Here is a 21394-nt window from a genome sequence, read left to right as displayed (position 1 = left end):
GAATTATCAATTCTGACCATCAGGTTTTAATCGGTCGTTTCGTTCGGGGGAGACACCTCTTCTGCCTTATAAATACGCAGCGTCCCACCGCGCCGGCTTCCGCCGGTTTCCACAGTCGACACACTCGTACCGGTCCATGGTGTCGATCGCGACGTCAAACGACTCGCAGTTCCCGCACATCCATCCGTGGAGCTCGTCGCGTTCCCGGTCGGCGTACGCCGGGTAGAACGCGCCCTGCGAGGCGCGAACCGCCTCGTCGAAGGCGACGTATCGGAGGGTGCCGTCCGGGCCCGAGCGAGCCTCCGTGAGCACCTGTTCCCCGTCTCCGGCGACGAACTTCACGAAGAGTCGCTCCCGGAACGTCTCCCCGCCGATGTCGACTTCGCGTTCGCCCGCGTCCGTGTAGCCTTCACGCTCGTAAAACGCGGTTCCGGTCTCGTTTGCGAGCAGAACTCGCCCCTCGATCCGGGTTGCCCCGCGGTCGCGGAGTTCGCGTTCGACCCGTTCGAGCAGACGCGAACCGATCCCTCTCTCCCGGTACTCCGGGGTCACGTGTATCCAGTCGATCTCGCCGACTGTCTCCCGACGGCTGGCGAGATAGCTCTGTGCGAACGCCACGACGTCGCCGCCCTCCGTCGCGACGAAGAACGGCCGTGCCTCGTCCCGAAGTTCGTCCCGGAGCGTCTCACTCGAGTACCACGATTCGAACCCGCGTTCGATCCGTTCGGCCCCCAGCGCGTCCTCGTAGGACGCTTCGAAGGACTCGCGGGCGACCCGGCGGATCGCCTCGACGTCGTCGACCGTCGCTTCGCGGACGTTCATGCTTGGATGTACAGTCGGCGATCACAAAACCGTTTCCGGCGAACGGATCCGGATCCCTTCGCGAACGGATCCGGATCTCAAACGTGGTTTTCGAGGAACTCTACGATCGCGGAGTACGCCTCGATCCGGTTTTCCAGCTTGGAGAAGCCGTGGCCTTCGTCTTCGAAGATCAGTTTCCTGACTGGTACGCCCGCCTCCCTGGCTTTCTCTGCGACCTGTTCGGCTTCCCCGACGGGGACGCGGGGATCGTTCTCGCCGTGCAGGACGAACAGCGGCGCCTCGATGCGATCGACGTTGTCGATCGGAGAGATCTCCTCGAGGAACTCCCGGTCGTCCTCGAGGCTCCCGTATTCGGCCTCCCGGAGCTCCCGCCGCCAGTCGCCGGTGTTCTCGAGGAACGTCACGAAGTTCGCGATTCCGACGATGTCGACGCCGGCGGCCCAGAGTTCCGGATACTCCGTGAGCGCCGAAAGCACCATGAACCCGCCGTAGGAGCCGCCCATGGCGACGATCCGGTCGTCGTCGACTTCCGGGTGGTCGTGGAGCCACTCGACGCCCGCCTCGATGTCGGCGACCGAGTCCATCCGCTTTTCGACGTCGTCCAGCGAACTGTACGCGGTCCCGTACCCCGAGGACCCACGGACGTTCGGTTCCATCACGGCGTACCCCTCCGCGAGGAAGAACTGCGTCACCGCCCTGAAGGAGGGACGCCGCTGCGACTCGGGCCCCCCGTGAATGTCGACTATCACCGGGTAGCCGCCTTCGGGCGCCGGGGACGCGGGCGTCGAGAAGAATGCCGGAATCTCCCGGCCGTCGAAGGTGGGATACCGGAGGAGTTCGCGCTCGACGAACGTCTCGGGCGGAATCCCCGCTGTCGACGCCCGGGTCCACCGCGCCGCGTCGCCGGTCGTCGCCTCCACCACGTAGACGTTCGGGTTGTTGGTGCTGCCCGTCGCTGTGACGGCATATCGGTCGCCCTCGGGGTCGAAGGCGACTCCGCCGGCAACTCCCTCGGGTAAGTCGGGGGAGGGAAACTCGTCGATTCGGTCCGGGGCGACGAGTTCCCCGGCCGTAAGTTCCGTGTAGCCGTCGACGTTTCGAGTGTAGACCACCCGGCGTGAGGGCTCGTGGACTGTCACGCTGTCGACGTTCCAGTCGCCCCCCTCTTCGACGACGTCGTACGTCTTCGAGGCGACGTCGAGCCGCTCCAGTTGCAGGCTGTCGGCGTCCCGGTCGGTGACGAGGTAGATCCCCTCCCCGTCGGGTCCCCACTCGGGACTGAGATGGCGGACGTCGCCCTCGTGAGGGGTCAGATGCGAAAACGAGCCATCGTCGAGATCGAGTACGTAGATGTCCTGATCGAAACTGGAGTGGGATTCGACGACCAGAAGCCGGCTGTCGTCCGGACTCCATCCCGCGACCGTGAGCCAGCCGTCGCCCTCCTGAACAACCGTTGCGTCCTCTCCGATCTCCTCCCGACTCTGGACGTACACGTCGAAGACGGCCTCTGCTCTGCGGTTCGACGCGAACGCGAACCGCTCGCCGTCGTTGGACCACCCGCCCCAGCGGTGTTTCGCGGTCGGCCGACGGGTGAGCTCGGTGATCTCTCCTGTCGCCGGCTCGAGCCGGAACAGCTGTGCCCGCTCGTTTCCTCCCTCGTCCATCCCGAAGATCAGCTCCGGGCGCTCTGGAGACCAGGAGGCGAACGTCACGCGCTCGTCGAAGAACGTGTGCTGTTCTGGCCACCCTTCCGGCTCCTCGAGGGACCACACCTGGAACGTCCCGGTGGCGTCGAGCCGAAACGAGAGTCGGTCGCCGTGGGGACCGAAATCCGCCCCGGCCGCGCTTCGCACGTTGAGATATCGGCTAACGTCCGGCATGCACGGAGCCACGTTACCGGCGGGCAAACCTCTTCGGGTGGCGGAACCCGGCGGCGTTTCCTCGCGCCGAGAGGCCGAGCCGATGGTGTCGATCGTCTTCCGGCCCCGAAAGGCTATAGTCGACGGGCTTCGCGGGGGAGGACATGGACGCTGGTTCGGCAGGGGCTTTCCATACGCCGATCGCGACCGACTTCGCCCCGGTTGCCCTCTCGGCCCCGCCGAGATCGGCGCTTGTCGTGTTCGGCATCATCTTCGTCGCGCTGGTGCTTTTCGTCACCGAGCTGTTTCCAAACGACGTCACAGCCATCGGCGTCATCGTCTCGCTGGTCGTTCTGGAGCCGTACACCGGCGTCGACGCGACCGCGGGGATCCAGGGGTTCGCGAACCCGGCGACAGTGACGATCATCGCGATGTACATTCTCAGTGAGGGAGTAAACCGGACGGGGATCGTCGAACGCCTCGGCGCGGCGATCTCCCGTGTCACGCGGGGCGAGGAGCGGCGGCTCGCGGCCGCGACTGTCGGCACGACCGGCCTCTCGGCCGGCTTTGTCAACAACACGCCGATCGTCGCGGTGTTCATCCCGATGGTGGTCGGGCTGGCAGAGCGGTCCGGGATCTCTCCATCGAAGCTACTGTTGCCGCTGTCGTACGCCGCCATGCTCGGGGGGACGCTCACGCTGATCGGCACGTCGACGAACATCCTCGCCGGCGGGCTCTCGCGGGAGCTTCTAGGCCGGCCGATCGGGATGTTCGAGTTCACGTCGCTGGGGATCGTCGTGCTGGTGGTCGGGGCAGCGTACCTGTTGACTGTCGGCCGGCGGCTCACGCCCGAGCGGATTCCGGCGAAAGCCACCGCAGTCGATCGGTTCGACGTCCAGCCGTACCTCTCGAGGCTCGTCGTTCGCGACGATTCCCCACTCGTGGGCGTTCCGATCCGGAAGGCGTTCGCCAACGAAACGGACGCGTCCGATGCCGAGGGTCCGATCGAGGACGACAGCGTCGCGCTGTTGCTCGTGGAGCGTGCGGACGAGACGATTCACGGGTCGACTTCGGACCGACCGATCGAACCTGGCGACGAGCTCGTCGTCCGCGCACCCCGCGCGCGCCTCCGGGAACTCGCCGCGGAGTACGGACTGCGTCGGGCCCGCCGTGCCACGGTCACCGACGAGACGCTACGGTCTGGGGCTGTCGAGAGCAGGCTGGTCGAGGCACTGGTCTCCCCGGAGTCGTCCGCGATCGGGGACTGCCTCGGCGACCTCTCGCTCCGGGACCGGTACGACGCCACTGTGCTCGCGGTCCGCCGCGGGGAGAAACTACACCACGAGGGGCTCGCGGAGTTCGTCCTAGAGCCGGGGGACACGCTGTTGCTCCAGACCACCGACGACGGCGGACGGCTCATCGCTGACGACGACGAGTTCCTGCTCACCGGTGGCTTCGCCGCCGAACTCCAGGCGCTCGACGCGGAGAAACCGGAGCCGCTCTCGCCCACCGCGCCGATCGCGCTGTCGACGATGGCCGGGGTCGTGATCGTCGCCGGGATCGGGCTCCTCCCGATCGTGATCGCGGCGCTGGGTGGCGCGTTCGTCATGCTCGCAACCGGCTGTCTCACGACCAGCGACGCCTACGAGGCGGTGAACTGGAACGTGATCTTCCTTCTGGCCGGCGTGATCCCGCTCGGGCTTGCCATGCAGGCGACGGGCGGCACGGTGTGGCTCGCCGGACTGCTGGAGGCGCTGTCGGGCGTGATCTCCCTCGTCGGACTCCTTTTGGTCTTTTACGTTCTCACCGGGCTGTTGTCGAACGTGATCACGCCCGTCGCGAGCGTGATCCTCATGATTCCGGTGGCCGTCGACACCGCGGCCGTCGCCGGCGGGGACCCCTTTTCGTTTCTCCTCGGGGTGATGTTCGCCAGCAGCGCCGCGTTCATGACGCCGGTCGGCTACCAGACCAACCTCATGGTGTACGGCCCCGGAGGCTACCGGTTCGTCGACTACCTCCGGGTCGGTGGCCCCCTGCAGTTCCTGATCGCGATCGTGGTCACCGTGGGGATCTGGGGCATCTGGGGGGTCGCGGCGTGACGGACCGCGAGCCTTTTTAAATGCCCGGGTTCACCATCCGATGAAATGCGCGTCGCGTTCGTGTCGATGGAGACGACCCACCACGGTGAAACCCCGGCCAGGCGTCGGACGCGGCGCACGGCGCGTCTGCTCGCCGATCGCGGCCACGACGTCACGGTGCTGTCGGCGAAGTGGTGGGACGGCAGGTTTCGCGAGTTCGACGACGACGGGATCACCTACCGGGCCATCGTCGACCGGCCATCGCGGCGGGGGTTCGCCTCGAAGCTGCCGCTTGCGATCCAGCGTCTCGACCCGGAGGTGGTACAGGCCGTCGTGACGCCGCCGCTGGGGGCGGCCGCCGCCGGCGTCGCCTGCCGACTGAAGCGTCTACCGCTGTTGCTGGACTGGTGGGACGTCGATCCGGGCGCTGGAGGCCCCTATCGACGGGCGATTCGAGGGGCGAGCCGGGTACTAACCCCGTCACGCACGGTCAAAACCCAGGTCCGGGAGCGCGGGGCGAACGATTCCGACGTTCGGGTCGTCCCCGAGAGCATCGACTACTCGCTCGTCCGGTCGGCGGACGTCGACGATCGGTTCGACGTCGTTTACTCCCGCCCGCTGGACGCGGACGCCAACGTGGAGACGTTGCTATTGGCGCTTGCGGAGCTGCGCCGACGCGACTGGCGGGTCGCGGTCGTCGGCGACGGTCCTGCCCGCGACGACGTCGAGGAGACGGCTGCCGACCTGCGGATCGACGACCGGGTCGAGTTCCTCGGCTCGCTCCCGATCGAAAAACGGGTGGAGATCTTCAAGGGAACCCACGTGTTCGCCCAGACCGCCCGGTACGAACCGTTCGCCCACGACCTGCTGTGGGCGCTCGCGTGTGGCTGTGTCGGCCTCGTCGAGTATCAGGCCGACTCCAGTGCACACGAACTCGTTGAAGGTCGCGGACGGTCGACGCTCGTGACCAGCCCCCAGGAACTTGCCGACGAGATCGTCGCCGCAGGCAGTCTGGAGCGACGGTCAGTCGACGACCGGTTCGAAGAGTACGATCGAAGGGCCGTTCTCGAACAGTATCTCGACTGTTACCGCGACGAGATCGAGGCGTACGGGCTGTTTTAACTCGCGCCCTGGAGCCTACTGCTCGTCGTAGTCGCCGCCGTACTTCAGGAAGAAGAACGCGAGTCCCAGCGTCGCGACCATCGCCATGAAGGTAGCGACCGCGAGTGCGCGTGCGGTGTCGGGCACCTGGGGAACCGTGGCCTCGACCCCGTTGCCCGTGTCGACCGTCGGAACGTCGTCGCCGACGGCGACGGCGCCGAACATCTCGACGGCTCTGTGTGGTTCACAGACGTAGCCGGTGCGACCGCCGTCCTCGAAGGTGTGTGTGAAGGTGTGGCCCGCCTCGCTTACGGGATCGCCACTGTTGAAGTCGTGGGCGTTCTCGAAGTCGTCGTTCTGGGTGTCGGTGACGACGTTGTGGTCGCCGCCCTGGCCGGTCCATTCCCAGGTGACTGTCGTCCCCTCGTCGATCCAGATCCCGGCCGGGGAGAACTGGAGCCCGTCGCCGGCGCCGACCTCGACGGTGACGTCCTCCTCGCCGCGAAGATCCGCGTAGCCGCCGTCGATCCCGTCGAGATACCCCTCGAAGTCGGGTTCTTCCTGTGCGCTCGCGGTGCCGGCCCCCGCCGCGGTGGCGCCGGCGGCCGCCGTCGCACCGGCGGCCGTCCTGACGAACGCGCGTCGGGAGACCTCATTTCCGGACATGGACACCCGTTAGGGATCCCCCGTAGTGAATACTGCGGTTTCGGAGGTGGGGATGTGGGGATCTCGGCGGGAGTTAGAGCGTGTAATCGTTTTCGCCAGTCTCTGTCTCGAGGAACGCGACCAGCAGGTCGATCGCGGCGTCGATGTCGTCGACGTGGGCGCTTTCGGTCACCGTGTGGAGGTATCTGGTCGGGATCGAGATCGCCCCCACCGGCTTCGCGCCGTGGGTGTTCTGGAAGCCGGCGGTGTCGGTCCCCCCGGCGGGGAGCACCTCGAGTTGGTGGTCGATCTCCCGGCGTTCGGCCACATCGCGGAGCCGACGGTTCACCTTCGGGTTCGTGATGACGCTCGAATCCTTCAACTTCACGGCCGTCCCCTCGCCGACCTCGGTCACCTGCTTCGACTCGTCGCCGATCTGCGGGACGTCGTTCGCGACGGTGACGTCCAGCGCGATCGCCAGGTCGGGATCGACGTCGACCCCGAGCGCCTGTGCTCCCCGGAGGCCGACCTCCTCCTGGACGGTCGCTGCGAAGTGAATCGTGACGTCGGGATCTTCGATCCGCCGGGCGGCCTCGAGCAACTGGAACACACAGACCCTGTCGTCCAGCGCCTTCCCGGTGACGAGTTCTCCCATCTCGACGGTCGTCTGATCCAGCGTCACCAGGTCCCCGACAGCAACCTGCTCGCTTGCCGCGTCGCCGTCCAGCCCCACGTCGATGTAGACGTCCTCGACCTCGTCTTTCTTCTCGCGCTGTTCTTCGGTGAGCGTGTGTGGCGGCACCGATCCGATTACGCCGGTCAGGTCGCCGTCGTCGGAGTGGACCGTCACCCGCTGGGCGCGCAGCACGCGTGGGTCGAACCCGCCCAGTGCGTCCACCTGCAGGAACCCCTCGTCTGTCACGTGTTTCACCATGAACCCGATCTCGTCCATGTGTGCAGCGACGGCGACGCTGTAGCTTCCGTCGTCGCTCTCACTTCCGTCGTCGCTCTCACTTCCGTCGTCGCTCTCACTTCCGTCGGCGCTCTCGTTCCCGTCGCCGATTCCCTCGATCGTTCCGACCACGTTCCCCATTGCGTCTGTCCGTACCCGATCGACCGTCTCATCGAATTCCCGTCGGACGATCTCCCGGATCCGGTCCTCGTAGCCGGGGACGCCGCGCGCTTCAGTCAGCTCTTCGAGGAGTTCGAAATCGTGCTCCATACTCCTCTCTCTCCAGCGAGGAGCAAAAGCACCGAGATACCGGCACGTGCGTCCGGTAGCATCCTCGGATCACCGAATTAACAACTCTTGAGTTGTTGTTTCGGGTTTCGGAACGCTTTTGCGGGTCTTCCGAGCATGTTGACGTATGGCAGACGTACAATCAGAACTGCGCGAACAGTTCATCGAGGCGTTCGAGGGAGCTGACTACCCGGTCAACAACCAGATGGATCTCGTTCCGGCGCTGCCGGACGGTCCCGGCACGAAGTTCGAGGCCGACGGGGTCACCATCTCTGCGATGGAACTCGCCTCGAAGCTCGGTGACCACCAGGAGTTCCCGTACGAGACGGTCGAAGAACTCGTCGACGACATCATCGAGGGGCTCAAAGCCGAAGACGTGATCTAGCTCGCGAACTAACGCGGCATCGAATATTCCTCTTTGTCGGCGAGAAACTCTTCACTGACTATCGCCAAGTGGGTCCGTGATCGTCGATTGGGTGACGGCCGCTCCTGCGTGGCTCCTCGCAGGTCTCGTCGTCGGGACCCTGTTGAGCGTTCTGATCGCGGGAGCGTTTCTCGTCGGCGCTCGGTTGTTTCCCGCCCCTGGAACGGCGACAGCGTCCGGAGATCGGGCCGACGGTGACGGCTCTTCCCGACGCCGGACGGACGTCCGAAACTATCTCGGCGGGATCGACGAAGAGTTCTTCGAAGGGTACGTCGCCCACGGTGAAGAGGTCGACTTTTATCTCCCCCGGCGAGACGTCGCCATCACGTTCGACGCGCAGGTGTACTTCTCGCTTGCGGAGGCCGACACGTACGCGGTGTTGTACGAACACGAAATGCCCGTCCACCATCTCGGCCGTCGGCTCCCCTTCGAGGTTTCCGGCATCGGCCAGTCGGTCGGTGCCGGAGTCGGCCCTCCCGGCGCCGGAGACGTTCCGGTCGGGGCGGAGTCCGTTGACGTCGCGTTTGCGGAGCTCGGCATCGACCGGACGACCGACGTGGCGGCAGTCAGGGACGCCTACCGGCGGCGGGTCAAGGACGTCCATCCCGACCAGGGAGGCAGTAAAGCGGCGTTCCGACGGGTCAGCGAGGCGTACGCGACCGCACGCAACTACACCGCACGCGCCGGGGGTTCGGCGCCGTGACGGCGTCGGGATACGCGTCGGCGAGGGTGAGCTACGCGTCGGCGCCGGCGACCTCGTAGGAGACGCCGGCGTCCCGCAGCGCGTCGGTCACCCGTCCCAGGGCGTCGGCGCTTGCCACGACGGCCACGTCCCGTCCGCGCATTGCGGCCTCGGCTGCGACCTCGCCGGCAGCAGCGGTCACCGCCGGCTCGATGTCGATCGTTCGGAGTGCGACCACCCCTTCCACGCCGGCAGCCACCACCAGGTCGGCCGCCGAGACGGCCGACGAAAGCGCCGCCTCGTCGACGGCGTCGCTCCCCCCGGATCGGGCCGGCGGGACGCGGAAGACGGTGACCGTTCCCGGTTCGATGTCGATGACGCCCTCGAACCCGGTGACGCTTACGTCCTCCCCGGGCTCGGCGTCGGTCGTCGCGATCCCGGTGGCAGGGCCCTCCTCACCGGGATGGGCATACAACAGCCCCTCCGTCACGACGAGCGTGACGGTCTCTCCGCTTTCGATCGCTTCGGCGGCGATCGCGGCGTCCTCGTGAACGCTGTCGAGGACGTCTTCGGTCACGTGATCGGCGAACCGCCTGAGCTCTCTGGCCTCCTGGAAGAGCCAGTCGACTCCCTCCTTGGTCACTCGGTAACGCGACCGTCCGTCCTTGGTCACGAGCCCTTCCTCGACGAGCTCGCGGATGTACTCGCTGACCGCCTGGCTGGTCACGCCGACCTCCGTGGCAATCTCCCCCTGGCTGACCGCAGGCTGTCGATCGGCGATCTCCGAGAGGATCCGAAATCGGGTCGCCGTGCGTTTGTCCCGCAGGGCGTCGCTCATACCGGCGAAACGAGACGAATCGATAAAAAGCCCCCTCAACTGACCCGGAGCGTCGGCAGGGATGGGTCACCTGATTCGAGGGGCCGGCAGGGATATATATCGAATCGGCGTACTGGCGGGTATGAGGGATCTGTCCGTCCGGGATCGCGCCGCGTTCCTGCCCGGGGCTGACGCCCTCGTCGTCGCGGACGTGCACGCGGGGCGCGACGAGGCCTCGAGCGTGCAGTTCCCGCTCGGCGAGCGGGACGATCTCGTCGATCGTCTGGATGCGCTTTTGGCCCATTTCGCGCCCGAAACCGTCGTCTTCGCCGGAGATCTGTTCCACCGGTTCGATGGGGTTGGACGGCCCGCACGCGAGGGGTTGCGCGAACTCGTGTCGACCTGTCGGCGTACGGATGCCCGGCCGGTTCTCGTCGGCGGCAACCACGACACGACGCTTTCGGCGGCGTCGGACGAGACCGTCCACGATGCGTACGCGCTGCGGGACGGGACCGTCGTCTGTCACGGTCACGAGGAGCCCTCGATCCAGGGGGACCGATACGTGGTCGGCCACCTCCATCCGACGATAGAAATCGAGGGTCACACCCGCCCCTGTTTCCTGTGGGGTCCGGAGGCGTACGCCGGCGCGGACGTGCTGGTGTTGCCGGCGTTCAACCGTCTCGCACCGGGCGTCGACGTGAACGGGGTGTACAACCCCGACGTTTCCAGCCCGCTGGTTCGCGACATCGACGCGTTCCGCCCGATCGTCTACGATCCGGACAGCCATGAGACGCTCAGGTTTCCGCCGCTTTCGAAGCTCCGTCGGCTACTGTGAATCGCCGAACTCGTCGGCCAGCACCGCCTCCGCTGCAACTCGGCCGCTCTCCATGGCGCCCTGTATCGACGACCACTGGGTGTACTCGCCGGCCAGGTACACCGAGCCGTCGGGATCGCGCACGTCCGGGAGCGTCTCGTGGATCCCCGGCGGCTGCCGGAACTGCCCGAACCGGATCCTGTCGGTCCAGACGCGCTCGAGCCCCCCGAACGTCCGTTCGGGATACCACGATTCGAGGGTCCGCTGGGCCCGTTCGAACAGTTCCCCGTCGCCGACTTCGACCGGCCGTTCGCCGAGGAACGTCGCACACAGCAGTTCCCGATCCCCGGGGGCGTACTCCGGGGCGGCCTCCGTGAGGGGCACGATCGTGTTCGGCGTGTCGACGCCCGGAACCTCCCCGCCCGTCGCGGCGTCACCCTCGCTTTCGGCGCCCCCTTTCGCGTTCAACAGGAGCCGACGATCTGTACCCGGACCCGCGCCGGCCGGAAGGCTGTAGTACTGGGTGACGCTTGCCCGCCCGTCTGTCGGGACGGATTCGATTCCGGTCAGATCGGCGGCCGCCCGTGGATCGGTCGCGACGATCGCCGCCGTCGCACGCCGGACCCCCTCCGGCGTCCGTACCTCCACCGTCCCGTCGTCGGTCGGATCCACCCCCGTGATCCGCCTGTCGGTCTCGATCGTCGCGCCGGCGGCTGTCGCCCGATCGGCGAGTTGGGCGGTGATCGCGCCCATCCCGTCGGCCGGGACGGCGGTGTGTCCCTCCGACAGCACGGCGAAGGTGTACTCGAACACCCGTTTGGAGGTCGACAGCGACCGATCGAGCGTGATCCCGCCGTAAAACGGGGCGACGAAGTTGTTCACGTACGCCTCCGAAAACCCCCACTCCCGGAGGAACGACCGGATGTCCGTGTCGCGCCCCTCGAAGATCGACGCGAGATCCCGACTCCGGAGTTCGCGGCGCAACAGCAGCGTCCTGAGCTTGTCGCTCAGCGGGATCTCGTGGTTGAAAAGCGACTCGACGGCCGCGGTCGGATCGCGAAGCGGATCCGAAAGCACCGATCGTTCGCTCGGGCGGGCGATGATCGCCCCCGGCTTGAACCGGCGCAGGTCCAGCGCCTCGAGATCGAGCTCGCGTTTCACCGCGGGATAGCCGGTGAAAAGCACCTGGAACCCGCGATCCAGGGTGAACCCGTCCCGCTGTCGACTTCGCACCCGCCCGCCGACGGTTTCGCGCCGTTCCAGAAGCGTCACGTCGGCGCCACGCTCCGCCAGGCGTCGGGTCGCGACGAGGCCGGCCAGCCCCCCGCCGACCACGATCACGTCGTCTGTCATACGCTTCGGTTCGGCCGCCGACTACAAAGGCACTGCGAGCACCGGAGCGGTGCGTGAGGCCCTCGCCTAGATCACGCCCGTAACCCGACCGGCCTCCCGGGCGGCGGCCTCGCTGATCCCGTTCCCGAGGATCGTGTACCGGTCGCGGATCGTGTGGGCGGTCGTGAGCGCCTCGAGGAACTCCTCGTCGGTGACCTCCAACTCGTCGGCGCTCGTCGGGGCGTCGATGCTCGCGAGCGCGTTCCGGATCGCCCGCCACTGTCCATCCTCGCCGGAGTGGAGGTACTCGGTGACGATCGACGCGACGCCGACCTGGTGCCCGTGCAGCGCGCGTCCCGGCGCGATGCGGTCGAGCTGGTGGGAGACGAGATGTTCCGCGCCGGAGGCGGGCCGGGAGGAACCCGCGATCGACATCGCCACGCCCGAGGAGACCAGCGCCTTCACCACGATCCAGGCCGACTCCTCGAGGTCCTTCTTGATCGATCCGGCGTTGTCCACGAGCATCTCGGCGGTCATCTCCGAGAGCGCGCCGGCGTACTCGCTGTACTCGACGTTTTTGAGGCGCTGGGCCAGCCGCCAGTCCTTGACGGCGGTGTAGTTGGAGATGATGTCGGCACAGCCGGCGGTCGTCAGTTCCCAGGGCGCCTCGGCGATCAGTTCGGTGTCGGCGACCACCGCGAGCGGGGGGTCCGCTGCCACCGAGTGGCGGGTGTCCCCCTCCGGGATGGACGACCGGCCGGAGACGATCCCGTCGTGGCTCGCGGCTGTCGGGACCGACACGAACCCGACGCCGAGCCGGTCGCTCGCGGTCTTTGCGACGTCGATGGGTTTGCCCCCGCCGAGGCCGATCAAGAATCCCGCCTCCGTCGCGCGGGCCGCCTCGACCACCTCCTCGATCGTGTCGAAGCGCGCCTCCTCGATCGAGACTGTTTCGGGGTCGTCGAACTGTGCGCGTACCCTCTCGCCCGCGAGCCGGTCCGGTGTTGGGCTGGTGACCACCAGTGGGGAACCAGGAAGCGACAGTTCGCCGACCGCCTCGCCCAACTCGTCGAGGACGTCGTGGCCGACGACGACGTTCCGGGGGAGTTTGATCCACGTCCGCTTGTCGAACATGCACGGTGGTTTCGACAGCAGGGTAAAAAAGCTGGAGTAAACCGGTCGGGGCGATGGACCGGTCGGGGCGATGGACCGGTCGGGGCGATGGACCGGTTGGCGTCGACGGGTCGGCGGGATCTCGACACCGCAGGCTATAATTCATCTACCGCTCCAACTGTGTGGCATGAACGAGAACCGCCGTCGGTCGGTGATCACCGTGTTGCTCGCTGTCGGCGGGGCGGTGTTCGGCGTCGCCGGGGTCGGACACGCCTACCTCCGGGAGTGGAAGCGTGCGCTGCTGTGGTTCTTTCTGGCGCTGTTCGGCGGCGCTGCGCTCGTCGTCTCGGCCGCCGGAGACACCGTCCCCTCGTCGGTGTTCGACCTCCCGCCGACGGTTATCGCCGGCATCTTCTTCATTCTCTTTATCAGTGTCGTCGACGCCTACCTCGTTTCGGTCCGGCAAACCAACGCGTCAAGTTCGGTCTCAGTTCCCACCGATCTCAAAGACGGGGAAACGCCGGTTGCCGCGACGGACGGCGAGCAAGCGGCAACTGTCACCTGTCCACACTGCGGCAAGGAGACGGATCCGGAGCTCGACTTCTGTACGTGGTGTACCGGGAGGTTCGCCGAAGCAGAAGAAGAACCTGAATCGTAGCGCCGCTTACTTCTCGATGATGCTCTCCTCGACGGACGCCCCGAAGTGGCGTGCGACGTCCTCGTAGTAGACGAGTACCTCGTCGCCCTCCTCGAGATCGGTGACGGCGGTTCGTCCCTCCGCGGTCGCCACCTTGATCGTCTCGGCGTTTTGCAACAGCGTCTCTATCCTGTCGGTTCCGTCCTCGGTTTCGATTTCGGCCTGGACCCTGAACATCGGGCGCTTTTCGATCTTCACCCGGCCGACGATCCCCTCGCGGGTCCGGCCGTTTGTGTCGACGATCTGGACCTCGTCGCCGCTTTGCAGTTCGGCGAGGTACTTCGTCTCTCCGTCCGGGACACGGACGTACGCGTGGACAGCACCGGCGTTGACCCGGAACGGGCGGGAGGCGACGTACGGCGATTCGGCGGTCTCGGCGTGCACGAAGAACAGCCCCCTGGACATCGACCCGACGAGCATCCCCTCGTCGTCCTCCATCAGGTTGCCGGTGTCGATGCAGACGCGGTCGGCCATTCCGGTGCGCTCGACGGCGGTGACCTCCGCGATAGTGAGCTCGAGCTGTTCGCGCTCGGTCGCATCGCGCACCTCGACGGTCCGGCGGATCTCGTCGGGGTCGTCGCTGTCCAGCAGTACCCCGTCCGCGCCGATCTCGAGCGTCTCGAATGCGGTCTCCGCCTCCGCGGCCGAGGTCACGCCGGCCACGAGGTGGGTGTCCTCGCCCACCCGCGAGATGAGGTTCTCCAGGGGGATGATCGTCCAGTCGGAGCCGATCACGAGCGTGTACTCGCCGTCCCTGGCGGCCTCCTCGGCGAACGCCTCGTATCCCTCATCGAGGATGCGGACGTACGTCCCCTGTGCGCGGTTGTTCCCGCGGAGCGTGGTGAGGTCCGCGCTGCCGGAGAAGTCCGACGGCAGGCCGATCGTTCCGTCGCCCTCGCCGTCCTTGCCGACGAGGTACACGTCAGCCTCGACCTCTTCCGCTTCGTCGACGGCGTCGGCGTCGACCACGTCGGCGTCCGGCAGGAACGCCGCGACGTTTACGTCCCCCAGCTCCCGCACCCGGGGGACGTCCGGTTCGTCGACCAGTACCCAGTCGACTCCCGCCTCTATTCCCGCCGTGATGCGTCGCTTTCGCGCCTGCCAGTCGCCGACATCGTCGTCGGCTTTTACCCAGACCGTCCGTGTCATTACCGGGAACACGACGCCACGGGGCTTGAAAACTACGGATGGCGCGAGACGACGGGTTCACCGCTCTTCAGCACCGTCTCGACGACGTTGACCCCGAAGTTGTACGGGAGATGGCGGTGTGACGGGCCGTCGATCACGACGAGGTCGCCGGGCGCGCCGACGGTCAGGGTACCGGCGGTACCGGCGGCACCGTCGGATGCTCGATTCCGATCGATCGCGGCCGCGCCGCGTTCGGTGATCCCGAGGATGGCCTCCCCGGGGGTCATCCCCATCCCCACGCAGGCCAGCGTCGCCGCGAACCCGGGGCTTGGCGCGTGGCAGTTCGGATTGAAGTCGGTCGCGACTGCGGGAACGGCCCCCCGCTTCCGGTACGGCTCGAGGTCCGGATACCCCTCGCCGAGCCCGAACGCGGTCCCCGGAAGCAACACGGGCGTGACGCCCGCCTCGAGCAGCGCTCTGACGTCCCAGTCGGTCGACTGGAGCAGGTGATCGGCGCTCGCGGCGCCGAGTTCGGCCGCCAGCCTGGTCCCGCCCAGTCGTTCGAACTCGTCTGCGTGGATCTTCGGCGTCAACCCGTGTTCCGCTCCTGCCTCCAGCACGCGACGGGATTGCTCCAGCGTGAAGACGTCTTCCTCGCAGAAGACGTCACAGAACTGGGCGATCCCCTGGTCGGCGACGGCCGGCAGCTGGTCGTCGACGACGGCATCGACGTAGTCGTCGGCGTCGGCCCCCTCCGGGATCGCGTGTGCGCCCATGAACGTCGGCACCACGTCGACGGGGTGACCGTCGTCGCCCCCGGCGATCGCCGACAGCATCTTCAGCTCCGTTTCCGTGTTCAGCCCGTAGCCGGACTTCACTTCGACCGTGGTCGTTCCGTGGGCGAGCATCACGTCGAGGTGGTCGAGCAGCCGATTCCGGAGTTTTTCCTCGCTCGCGTCCCGAACGTTTCTGACCGTCCGGAGGATCCCGCCCCCCTCCGCGAGGATCTCCTGGTAGGTCTGCCCGCGGAGTTTGGCCTCGAACTCGTCGGACCGGTCGCCGACGAACAGCGCGTGGGTGTGGGCGTCGACGAACCCCGGGAGGACGCACCGTTCGGCTGCGTCGACGGCTGTGGCTGCGTTTTCGATCGGGTACTGCCGGACGAGTTCGTCGCTCGCTCCGATCTCGGCGACCTCGCCGTCCTCGATGACGACTGCCGCGTCGGATCGGGTGTCGAGAACGCTCCCCTCCTCGATCGTGACGCTAACGGCGTCGACCCCCCCGCTGACGTCATTCGCCGGCCCGACCACCAGTTCCGCCGCGTCGTATACGATCGTGTAGCTCATGGGTTGTGTCTGTTGTCGCGATGTTCGTCTCCGTGTCCGCGAACGAGCGCACCGTACAGCGCGTGTGCGACAGTTCTCGCAGCAGTATCGACGGTTCGTCTATTGACGTCCAGGGGCGGCGCACACTCGACGACCTCGAATCCCGCGAGCCTGTCGTCGCGGACCAGTTCACCGGTGGCCGCAAAAAGCTCCCTGGACGTGATACCGCCCGGCGTCGGCGCACTGACGCCGGGCGCGACTGCCGCATCGAGGACGTCACAGTCGACGCTGACGTACAGCAGATCCGCGTCGGCGACCGCTTCGCGGACCGTGTCGACGACGGCGTCGGCGCCGCGGGCGAACGCGTCTGCCGGGACGATTGTCCCGCCCCGTTCGCGGACGAACTCGACGTAGGCGCCGGACGTCTCGAAGTGGCGGGCGCCCACGGCGACGTAGGTGTCGAGACCCTCCTCGAGCAGTTGCCGGTACGGGGTACCGCTCGTCGGTCCGTCATGGAGTTCCCGGCAGTCGAGGTGAGCGTCGAAGTTCACGACCCCGATCCGTCCCCGATCCAGCAGGGGGGCCACGTTGGCATGCGTGAGCGAGTTATCTCCACCGAGAAAAACCGGAACCGCGTCGAGCCCGTGGACAGCCTGGGCAACGTCTCGGACGTGCGACTGGACTGCGCTCACTGAGTCTTCCGGACTGCCCCCCGCGATGTCGCCCGGATCGTTCTCGGAAACCGCGAGGTCCCCGGGAAGCGCGACGTCGCCGAGGTCGACGATCCGCGCCGCCGACAGTGGACTGTCCCGTCCTGTGCTACAGTGGGCGGTCTTGGCTCCCGCGAGCGACCGCCGGATCGCCAGGGGGCCTTCCCGTGCGCCCCGGCGACCGATCACCCCTCCGTCGTACGGTTCGCCGATAAGGACGGCGTCCGTCGAGGTGTCGACGCCCGCCGATTCTGCGCGTTCGATCACGTCGCCGAACTGCCGGTCGTTCGGATCGTCGGACGGCCCCTCCCAGCCCTCCCAGTCGGGGGAAACGATGCCGTCGATCATCGCTCGTCCATCGGGATCTCGACACCCGACTCTCGGGCCTCCGTGATCGCTTCCTCGTAGCCGGCGTCGGCGTGACGGATCACGCCGGTCCCCGGGTCGGTCGTGAACACCGCCCTCGCCTTCTTTGCGGCGAGATCGCTTCCGTCGAGCACGACGTGGTTGTTGGCGTGGATCGCGTTGCCGATTCCGACGCCGCCGCCGTCGTGGACGCTGACGATGTCTGCCCCCGCCGCGCAGTTGAGCAACGCGTTGAGGATCGGCCAGTCGGCGACGGCGTCGGTGCCGTCCTTCATGTCCTCCGTCTCCCGGTACGGGCTCGCGACGCTGCCGGCGTCGAGGTGGTCCCGAGTGACCACGATCGGGGCGGCGATTTCGCCGTCTGCGACGAGTTCGTTTATCCGGAGGGCAAAGCGGGCGCGCTCGGTGAGCCCCTCGGTCCCTTCGCCCTCGGTGTTGTAGCCCAGCCAGCACACCCGGCTCGGGAGTCCCTGAAACTGGACCTGTTCCTGTGCGAGTTCGATCCAGCGCCGGAGGTGGTCCTTCTCGGGAAACAGTTTGAGGACCGCCTCGTCGGTTCGATAGATGTCCTCGGGGTCGCCCGACAGCGCGAGCCACCGGAACGGTCCCTTGCCCCGACAGAACTGCGGCCGAATGTACGCCGGGACGAACCCCGGAAAGTCGAACGCGGCCTCGTGGTTGCGGTGTTCGGCCACCTGTCCCCGGATGTTGTTCCCGTACTCGAACGCGACAGCACCCCGCTTCTGGAGTTCGAGGATCGCATCGACGTGCCGCTCCATCGTGTCGAGGCTCTCGTTCCGGTACGTGTCCGGGTCCTCCTCCCGGAGCCTGTCGGCCGCTTCGACCGTGTATCCCGACGGGTAATACCCCTCGAGAACGTCGTGTGCACTCGTCTGGTCCGTGACCACGTCGGGAACGAAGTCGCGCTCGAGCAGTTCTTCGAGCAGGTCTGCCGCGTTCACGTGGACGCCAACGCTGTACGGCTCCGCTGCCCTAACTGCCTCCCTGGCACGATCGAGGGCCTCCTCGACATCGTCAGTTTTCTCTTCACAGTAGCCCGTCTCGATCCGGCGATCGATCCGGTCTTCGTCGACTTCGGCGGCGATACAGACGCCCCTGTTCATTGTCACCGCAAGCGGCTGGGCCCCGCCCATGCCGCCGAGTCCCCCGGTGACGACGACCCTGCCGGCCAGGTCGCCATCGAACTGCTGACGGGCCAACTCTGCAAGCGTCTCGAAGGTTCCCTGGATGATTCCCTGCGTCCCGATGTAGGCCCACGAGCCGGCGGTCATCTGGCCGTACATGATTTTCCCCTCCGCCTCCAGCTCGTGGAAGTGCCTCCAGTTGTCCCACTTGCCGACGAGGTTCGAGTTCGCGATCAACACCCGCGGGGCGCGTTCGTGGGTTTCGAACCGGCCGACGGGTTTGCCCGACTGAACCAGAAGCGTCTCGTCGTCTGCGAGATCACGGAGCTGCTCGAGGATCGCGTCGTAGGCGTCCCACGACCGGGCCGCCCGCCCGGTGCCGCCGTACACGACAAGCTCTTCTGGGTTTTCGGCCACCTCCGGATCCAGATTGTTGTTGAGCAGCCGCAGCGCCGCCTCCTGTCGCCACCCCTCACACTCCAGATCGGTCCCGGTGGGCGCCCCCCGGTACTCGCGCCACTGTTCGCTGGGAGCCGACCGCGAGCCGGAGGTGGATCGGTTGGTGTCCATGGCAACAGTGCACGTACGACCGGCCGTACTGAAAAGGCACCGACGCCGTTCTCGTCGTCGCCGTCGTTCAGTACGGGCCGCCGTTCTCGTCGTCGCCGTCGTCGTCGGGGTCGGAACAACCCGCAAGCAGCACGAGCAGTCCCGTGACGCCGACCGTGAGCAGTCGTCTCCGAGTACGTCGCGTCTCCTCCGACGATGGCGGTCGCGGTTCGTCCATGGTTCATATACGCAGCCCACTACCATGAATCCTGTCGCTTGCCATCTTATACCATACTACGAGAGGCGTCGGAGAGCGCGAGCCGGCACAACTACTTACCGCCGCCGGGGAGAAGAGCGATCCATGTCGGACACATCGCTGGACGTCTTCACTGGAGCCGATGGCCGCGACTGGGACACCGGTCCCGACGGGATCGTTCGAATGGCCGTCGTCGGGCTCGGGAATTACGCCCGGAAGGTCTCCCTCCCGGCAATCGCCGAGAGCGACTACTGCGTTCCGTCAGTCGTCGTGAGCGGGACCGAACAGCGTCGGATCGAAACCGCCCGGGAGTACGACGCCGTCGGGGTCACGTACGCGGAGTACGCCGACGGCACAGCCACCGACGAATACGACGCAGTGTACGTGGCGACGCCGAACCGCGAGCACTTGCCACACGTCGAGACCGCCGCCGAGCACGGAAAGGCAGTCGTCTGTGAGAAACCGCTGGAAGCGACGGCCGACCGAGCCCGACAGGCGGTCGAGGCCTGCGAGAACGCCGGGGTGACGCTGATGACTGCCTACCGGATGCAGACCGACCCGCTGGTCCGTCGGCTGCGCGAGTTCGTCCGGGAGGGCGGCATCGGCGAACCGATCCGTCTGTTCGGAAACTTCAGTTTCGACGTGCTCGGCGGTTCGAAGGGGCCTGACCAGTGGCGGCTCGACGAGCACCTGGCTGGCGGGGGCGCGCTGATGGACGTGGGCGTCTACCCGCTCAACACCGCGCGGTTCCTGCTCGATGCGGATCCGGTATCGGTGTGGGGTACGACCCGGACGAGCGGGCCATTTGGGGACGTCGACGAACACGTCGACTTTGGGGTCGAGTTCCCGGACGCGGTCGGGAACTTCTCGGCAAGTTTCAGCGGACATTCGAACGCCGAACTCTCGATGCTGGGAACCGACGGTCAGGTGGCGTTACGCGACGCGTTCGGGGTCGGTGCCGATCGGACCCTGGTCGTCGAAACCGACGACGGAACGGTCGAACTGGAGGGGTTCGGCAGTGACGAGACCGTCGAGGAGTTCGACTACTTCGCTCACTGTCTGTTGACGGATTCGCCGCCAGAACCCGACGGTCGAGACGGGCTCGTCGACGTCGAGACGGCGATGGCAGTCTACAGGGCAGCCGAGCAAGGGAGTCGGGTCGGGATCGATTAGCGGCACTAACGCCGATGGCGGGATGAAGTTCGATCGCGGGATTTAGGCATAACCGGGGGTCGCAGGGCTGATGACGGGTTTTTTTAATCCTCGCGGGCCGTGGGAGCGATCACCCAGGCAAGACGATACTGATCACGGCAACGACGATGGCCGCAAGTGCCATGCGAATTGCAGACACGTACCATCGCTGCTGTGAAATGTGTCCCATGTAGGCGCCGATGGCCCCCAACCACAACATCCCGAGTCCGATCGAGACCAGCACCGCCTGAAACATCGTGAAAACGATTCCCTCGAGGGGAAACGGCAGCAGGGTAAACACGATACTGAGAACCGGTCCCGTGGCTGCCGCCAGAGCAAGGACGAACTGTTCGCTGCGGAGCTCCCGATCGTAGCGAGTCCCCTCCAGCGACGTGAGCAGCGTCGATTCGAGCTCATGACGCTCTCGGGCTGTTTCGGCACGTTCGATCTCCCAGACGCTCCAGATGCCCGACGTTCCGAGACCGACTGCGGCGCCGAGACAGATCCCGACAACCGTCAGCCCGTCCGTGATCCCACCGAGATACGCGCCGATGATAACTCCGAGGCTGGTGAGCACTCCGTCGAAGCTATTGGCGATGAAATACCGTCGAGCCAGCGATCGAACGTCGTCCTTTTTGAAGACGCGCCGGATTCTCGCGCTGCTGGTTGTCGCGGTCATCCGCGATTGAGCCAGGGATCATCGACGATTCGGTCGCCACATGATACCTCGTCGACCGAGTGAATCGAACCGCTCAGATCTTCGATTGATGCTTCAATTTTGGAGAGGTCGAGATCCTCGCCCTCGATGGCGACCCGGACCGTTCTGACGTCCTCTTCCATCTCGACGAGTTTCGTGGTGACCCCGGAGACGCTCTCGAGTTGACTGAGCTGTGAACTGAACGTCACCATCGGCGGTTCGTGAGGTTTCAAGACGTCGAGAACGAGTCGTCGAATCATCGTTTGAAAGGATTTTGGGTGAGTTCTCACAAAAGCATTGGTGGCTCTGTGTCGCGGACCATTTGATCGGCGTCGGATGAGGCGGGGGGATGATAGGGGTTCTCAGGCGATACAATTCATGGGGTGTATTAAAGCGGGTGGGC

At 66.4% G+C, this 21394-nt stretch carries 21 protein-coding genes; 7 read left to right on the top strand and 14 right to left on the bottom strand.

Annotation, left to right across the window (positions count from 1 at the left end; translation table 11 throughout):
• Positions 1-66: 66 nt before the first annotated feature.
• Positions 67-822, bottom strand: coding sequence for a GNAT family N-acetyltransferase (locus AArcSl_RS02685; protein ID WP_119814659.1), 756 nt, complete (start codon positions 820-822; stop codon positions 67-69).
• Positions 823-899: 77 nt separating this feature from the next.
• Positions 900-2702 carry a S9 family peptidase gene (locus AArcSl_RS02680; RefSeq protein ID WP_119814656.1) on the bottom strand — a complete coding sequence of 601 codons (1803 nt, stop codon included), beginning with the start codon at positions 2700-2702 and terminating at the stop codon, positions 900-902.
• A 143-nt stretch (positions 2703-2845) separates the two neighbouring features.
• On the opposite strand from AArcSl_RS02680, the gene AArcSl_RS02675 reads away from it, so the two are divergent.
• Both AArcSl_RS02675 and AArcSl_RS02670 read left to right on the top strand, forming a co-directional pair.
• Entirely contained in the window at positions 2846-4780 is a 1935-nt protein-coding gene (locus AArcSl_RS02675; protein ID WP_119814653.1) for an SLC13 family permease, read from the top strand.
• A 45-nt stretch (positions 4781-4825) separates the two neighbouring features.
• Complete coding sequence (locus tag AArcSl_RS02670) at positions 4826-5881, top strand: glycosyltransferase (protein ID WP_119814650.1); 1056 nt, start codon at positions 4826-4828, stop codon at positions 5879-5881.
• Positions 5882-5896: 15 nt separating this feature from the next.
• On the opposite strand, the gene AArcSl_RS02665 is transcribed toward AArcSl_RS02670, so the two are convergent.
• Together AArcSl_RS02665 and AArcSl_RS02660 are read right to left on the bottom strand one after the other, a co-directional pair.
• Complete coding sequence (locus tag AArcSl_RS02665; protein ID WP_119814647.1) at positions 5897-6526, bottom strand: halocyanin domain-containing protein; 630 nt, start codon at positions 6524-6526, stop codon at positions 5897-5899.
• A gap of 73 nt (positions 6527-6599) precedes the next feature.
• On the bottom strand, positions 6600-7727 hold the full coding sequence (locus AArcSl_RS02660; RefSeq protein WP_119814644.1) for a M42 family metallopeptidase: 1128 nt from the start codon (positions 7725-7727) through the stop codon (positions 6600-6602).
• Between the two features lie 145 nt (positions 7728-7872).
• Between AArcSl_RS02660 and AArcSl_RS02655 the strand changes: the two genes are divergently transcribed.
• On the top strand, positions 7873-8130 hold the full coding sequence (locus AArcSl_RS02655) for an MTH865 family protein (RefSeq protein ID WP_119814641.1): 258 nt from the start codon (positions 7873-7875) through the stop codon (positions 8128-8130).
• Between the two features lie 76 nt (positions 8131-8206).
• Positions 8207-8872 carry a J domain-containing protein gene (locus AArcSl_RS02650; protein WP_119814638.1) on the top strand — a complete coding sequence of 222 codons (666 nt, stop codon included), beginning with the start codon at positions 8207-8209 and terminating at the stop codon, positions 8870-8872.
• Between the two features lie 31 nt (positions 8873-8903).
• Here the strand turns inward: AArcSl_RS02650 and AArcSl_RS02645 are convergent, their stop codons facing one another.
• Entirely contained in the window at positions 8904-9689 is a 786-nt protein-coding gene (locus tag AArcSl_RS02645; protein WP_119814635.1) for a DUF7839 domain-containing protein, read from the bottom strand.
• 121 nt (positions 9690-9810) lie between these two features.
• Between AArcSl_RS02645 and AArcSl_RS02640 the strand changes: the two genes are divergently transcribed.
• Positions 9811-10503: a metallophosphoesterase gene (locus AArcSl_RS02640; RefSeq protein WP_119814632.1), complete on the top strand. Its 693-nt coding sequence runs from the start codon at positions 9811-9813 to the stop codon at positions 10501-10503.
• On the opposite strand, the gene AArcSl_RS02635 is transcribed toward AArcSl_RS02640, so the two are convergent.
• Both AArcSl_RS02635 and AArcSl_RS02630 read right to left on the bottom strand, forming a co-directional pair.
• A complete protein-coding gene (locus AArcSl_RS02635; RefSeq protein ID WP_119814629.1) occupies positions 10495-11835 on the bottom strand; it encodes an NAD(P)/FAD-dependent oxidoreductase in 1341 nt (446 codons plus the stop codon). The two genes, AArcSl_RS02640 and AArcSl_RS02635, sit on opposite strands and share 9 nt — an antisense overlap.
• A gap of 66 nt (positions 11836-11901) precedes the next feature.
• On the bottom strand, positions 11902-12948 hold the full coding sequence (locus AArcSl_RS02630; protein WP_119814624.1) for an NAD(P)-dependent glycerol-1-phosphate dehydrogenase: 1047 nt from the start codon (positions 12946-12948) through the stop codon (positions 11902-11904).
• Positions 12949-13114: 166 nt separating this feature from the next.
• Here AArcSl_RS02630 and AArcSl_RS02625 point away from each other — a divergent pair, with 166 nt between their 5' ends.
• Positions 13115-13585, top strand: a complete 471-nt coding sequence (locus AArcSl_RS02625) for a DUF7575 domain-containing protein (protein ID WP_119814621.1) — start codon at positions 13115-13117, stop codon at positions 13583-13585.
• Positions 13586-13591: 6 nt separating this feature from the next.
• Here AArcSl_RS02625 and AArcSl_RS02620 read toward each other — a convergent pair whose 3' ends face one another.
• The 5 genes from AArcSl_RS02620 to AArcSl_RS16735 form a co-directional block, all read right to left on the bottom strand.
• A complete protein-coding gene (locus AArcSl_RS02620) occupies positions 13592-14773 on the bottom strand; it encodes a 3-dehydroquinate synthase II (RefSeq protein WP_119814617.1) in 1182 nt (393 codons plus the stop codon).
• A 32-nt stretch (positions 14774-14805) separates the two neighbouring features.
• A complete protein-coding gene (gene hutI / locus AArcSl_RS02615) occupies positions 14806-16098 on the bottom strand; it encodes an imidazolonepropionase (RefSeq protein ID WP_119814614.1) in 1293 nt (430 codons plus the stop codon).
• Positions 16095-17135, bottom strand: coding sequence for a formimidoylglutamase (hutG, locus tag AArcSl_RS02610; RefSeq protein WP_119814611.1), 1041 nt, complete (start codon positions 17133-17135; stop codon positions 16095-16097). Before hutG ends, hutI begins: the two co-directional genes overlap by 4 nt.
• Positions 17132-18868, bottom strand: a complete 1737-nt coding sequence (gene hutU, locus AArcSl_RS02605; RefSeq protein ID WP_119814608.1) for a urocanate hydratase — start codon at positions 18866-18868, stop codon at positions 17132-17134. The genes hutG and hutU overlap by 4 nt, the downstream gene beginning before the upstream one ends.
• Positions 18869-18935: 67 nt before the next feature.
• Complete coding sequence (locus AArcSl_RS16735) at positions 18936-19085, bottom strand: hypothetical protein (RefSeq protein ID WP_154670799.1); 150 nt, start codon at positions 19083-19085, stop codon at positions 18936-18938.
• Positions 19086-19208: 123 nt separating this feature from the next.
• Here AArcSl_RS16735 and gfo6 point away from each other — a divergent pair, with 123 nt between their 5' ends.
• Positions 19209-20276: a D-xylose 1-dehydrogenase Gfo6 gene (gene gfo6 / locus AArcSl_RS02600; protein WP_119814604.1), complete on the top strand. Its 1068-nt coding sequence runs from the start codon at positions 19209-19211 to the stop codon at positions 20274-20276.
• A 109-nt stretch (positions 20277-20385) separates the two neighbouring features.
• On the opposite strand, the gene AArcSl_RS02595 is transcribed toward gfo6, so the two are convergent.
• Positions 20386-20973: a VIT1/CCC1 transporter family protein gene (locus AArcSl_RS02595; protein WP_119814602.1), complete on the bottom strand. Its 588-nt coding sequence runs from the start codon at positions 20971-20973 to the stop codon at positions 20386-20388.
• Complete coding sequence (locus AArcSl_RS02590; protein ID WP_119814599.1) at positions 20970-21251, bottom strand: DUF211 domain-containing protein; 282 nt, start codon at positions 21249-21251, stop codon at positions 20970-20972. Before AArcSl_RS02590 ends, AArcSl_RS02595 begins: the two co-directional genes overlap by 4 nt.
• Positions 21252-21394: the final 143 nt, after the last annotated feature.

Origin of the sequence: Halalkaliarchaeum desulfuricum (assembly GCF_002952775.1) — an archaeon.
Lineage (GTDB): Archaea > Halobacteriota > Halobacteria > Halobacteriales > Haloferacaceae > Halalkaliarchaeum > Halalkaliarchaeum desulfuricum.
This window is presented reverse-complemented; position numbering and strand designations above follow the sequence as displayed.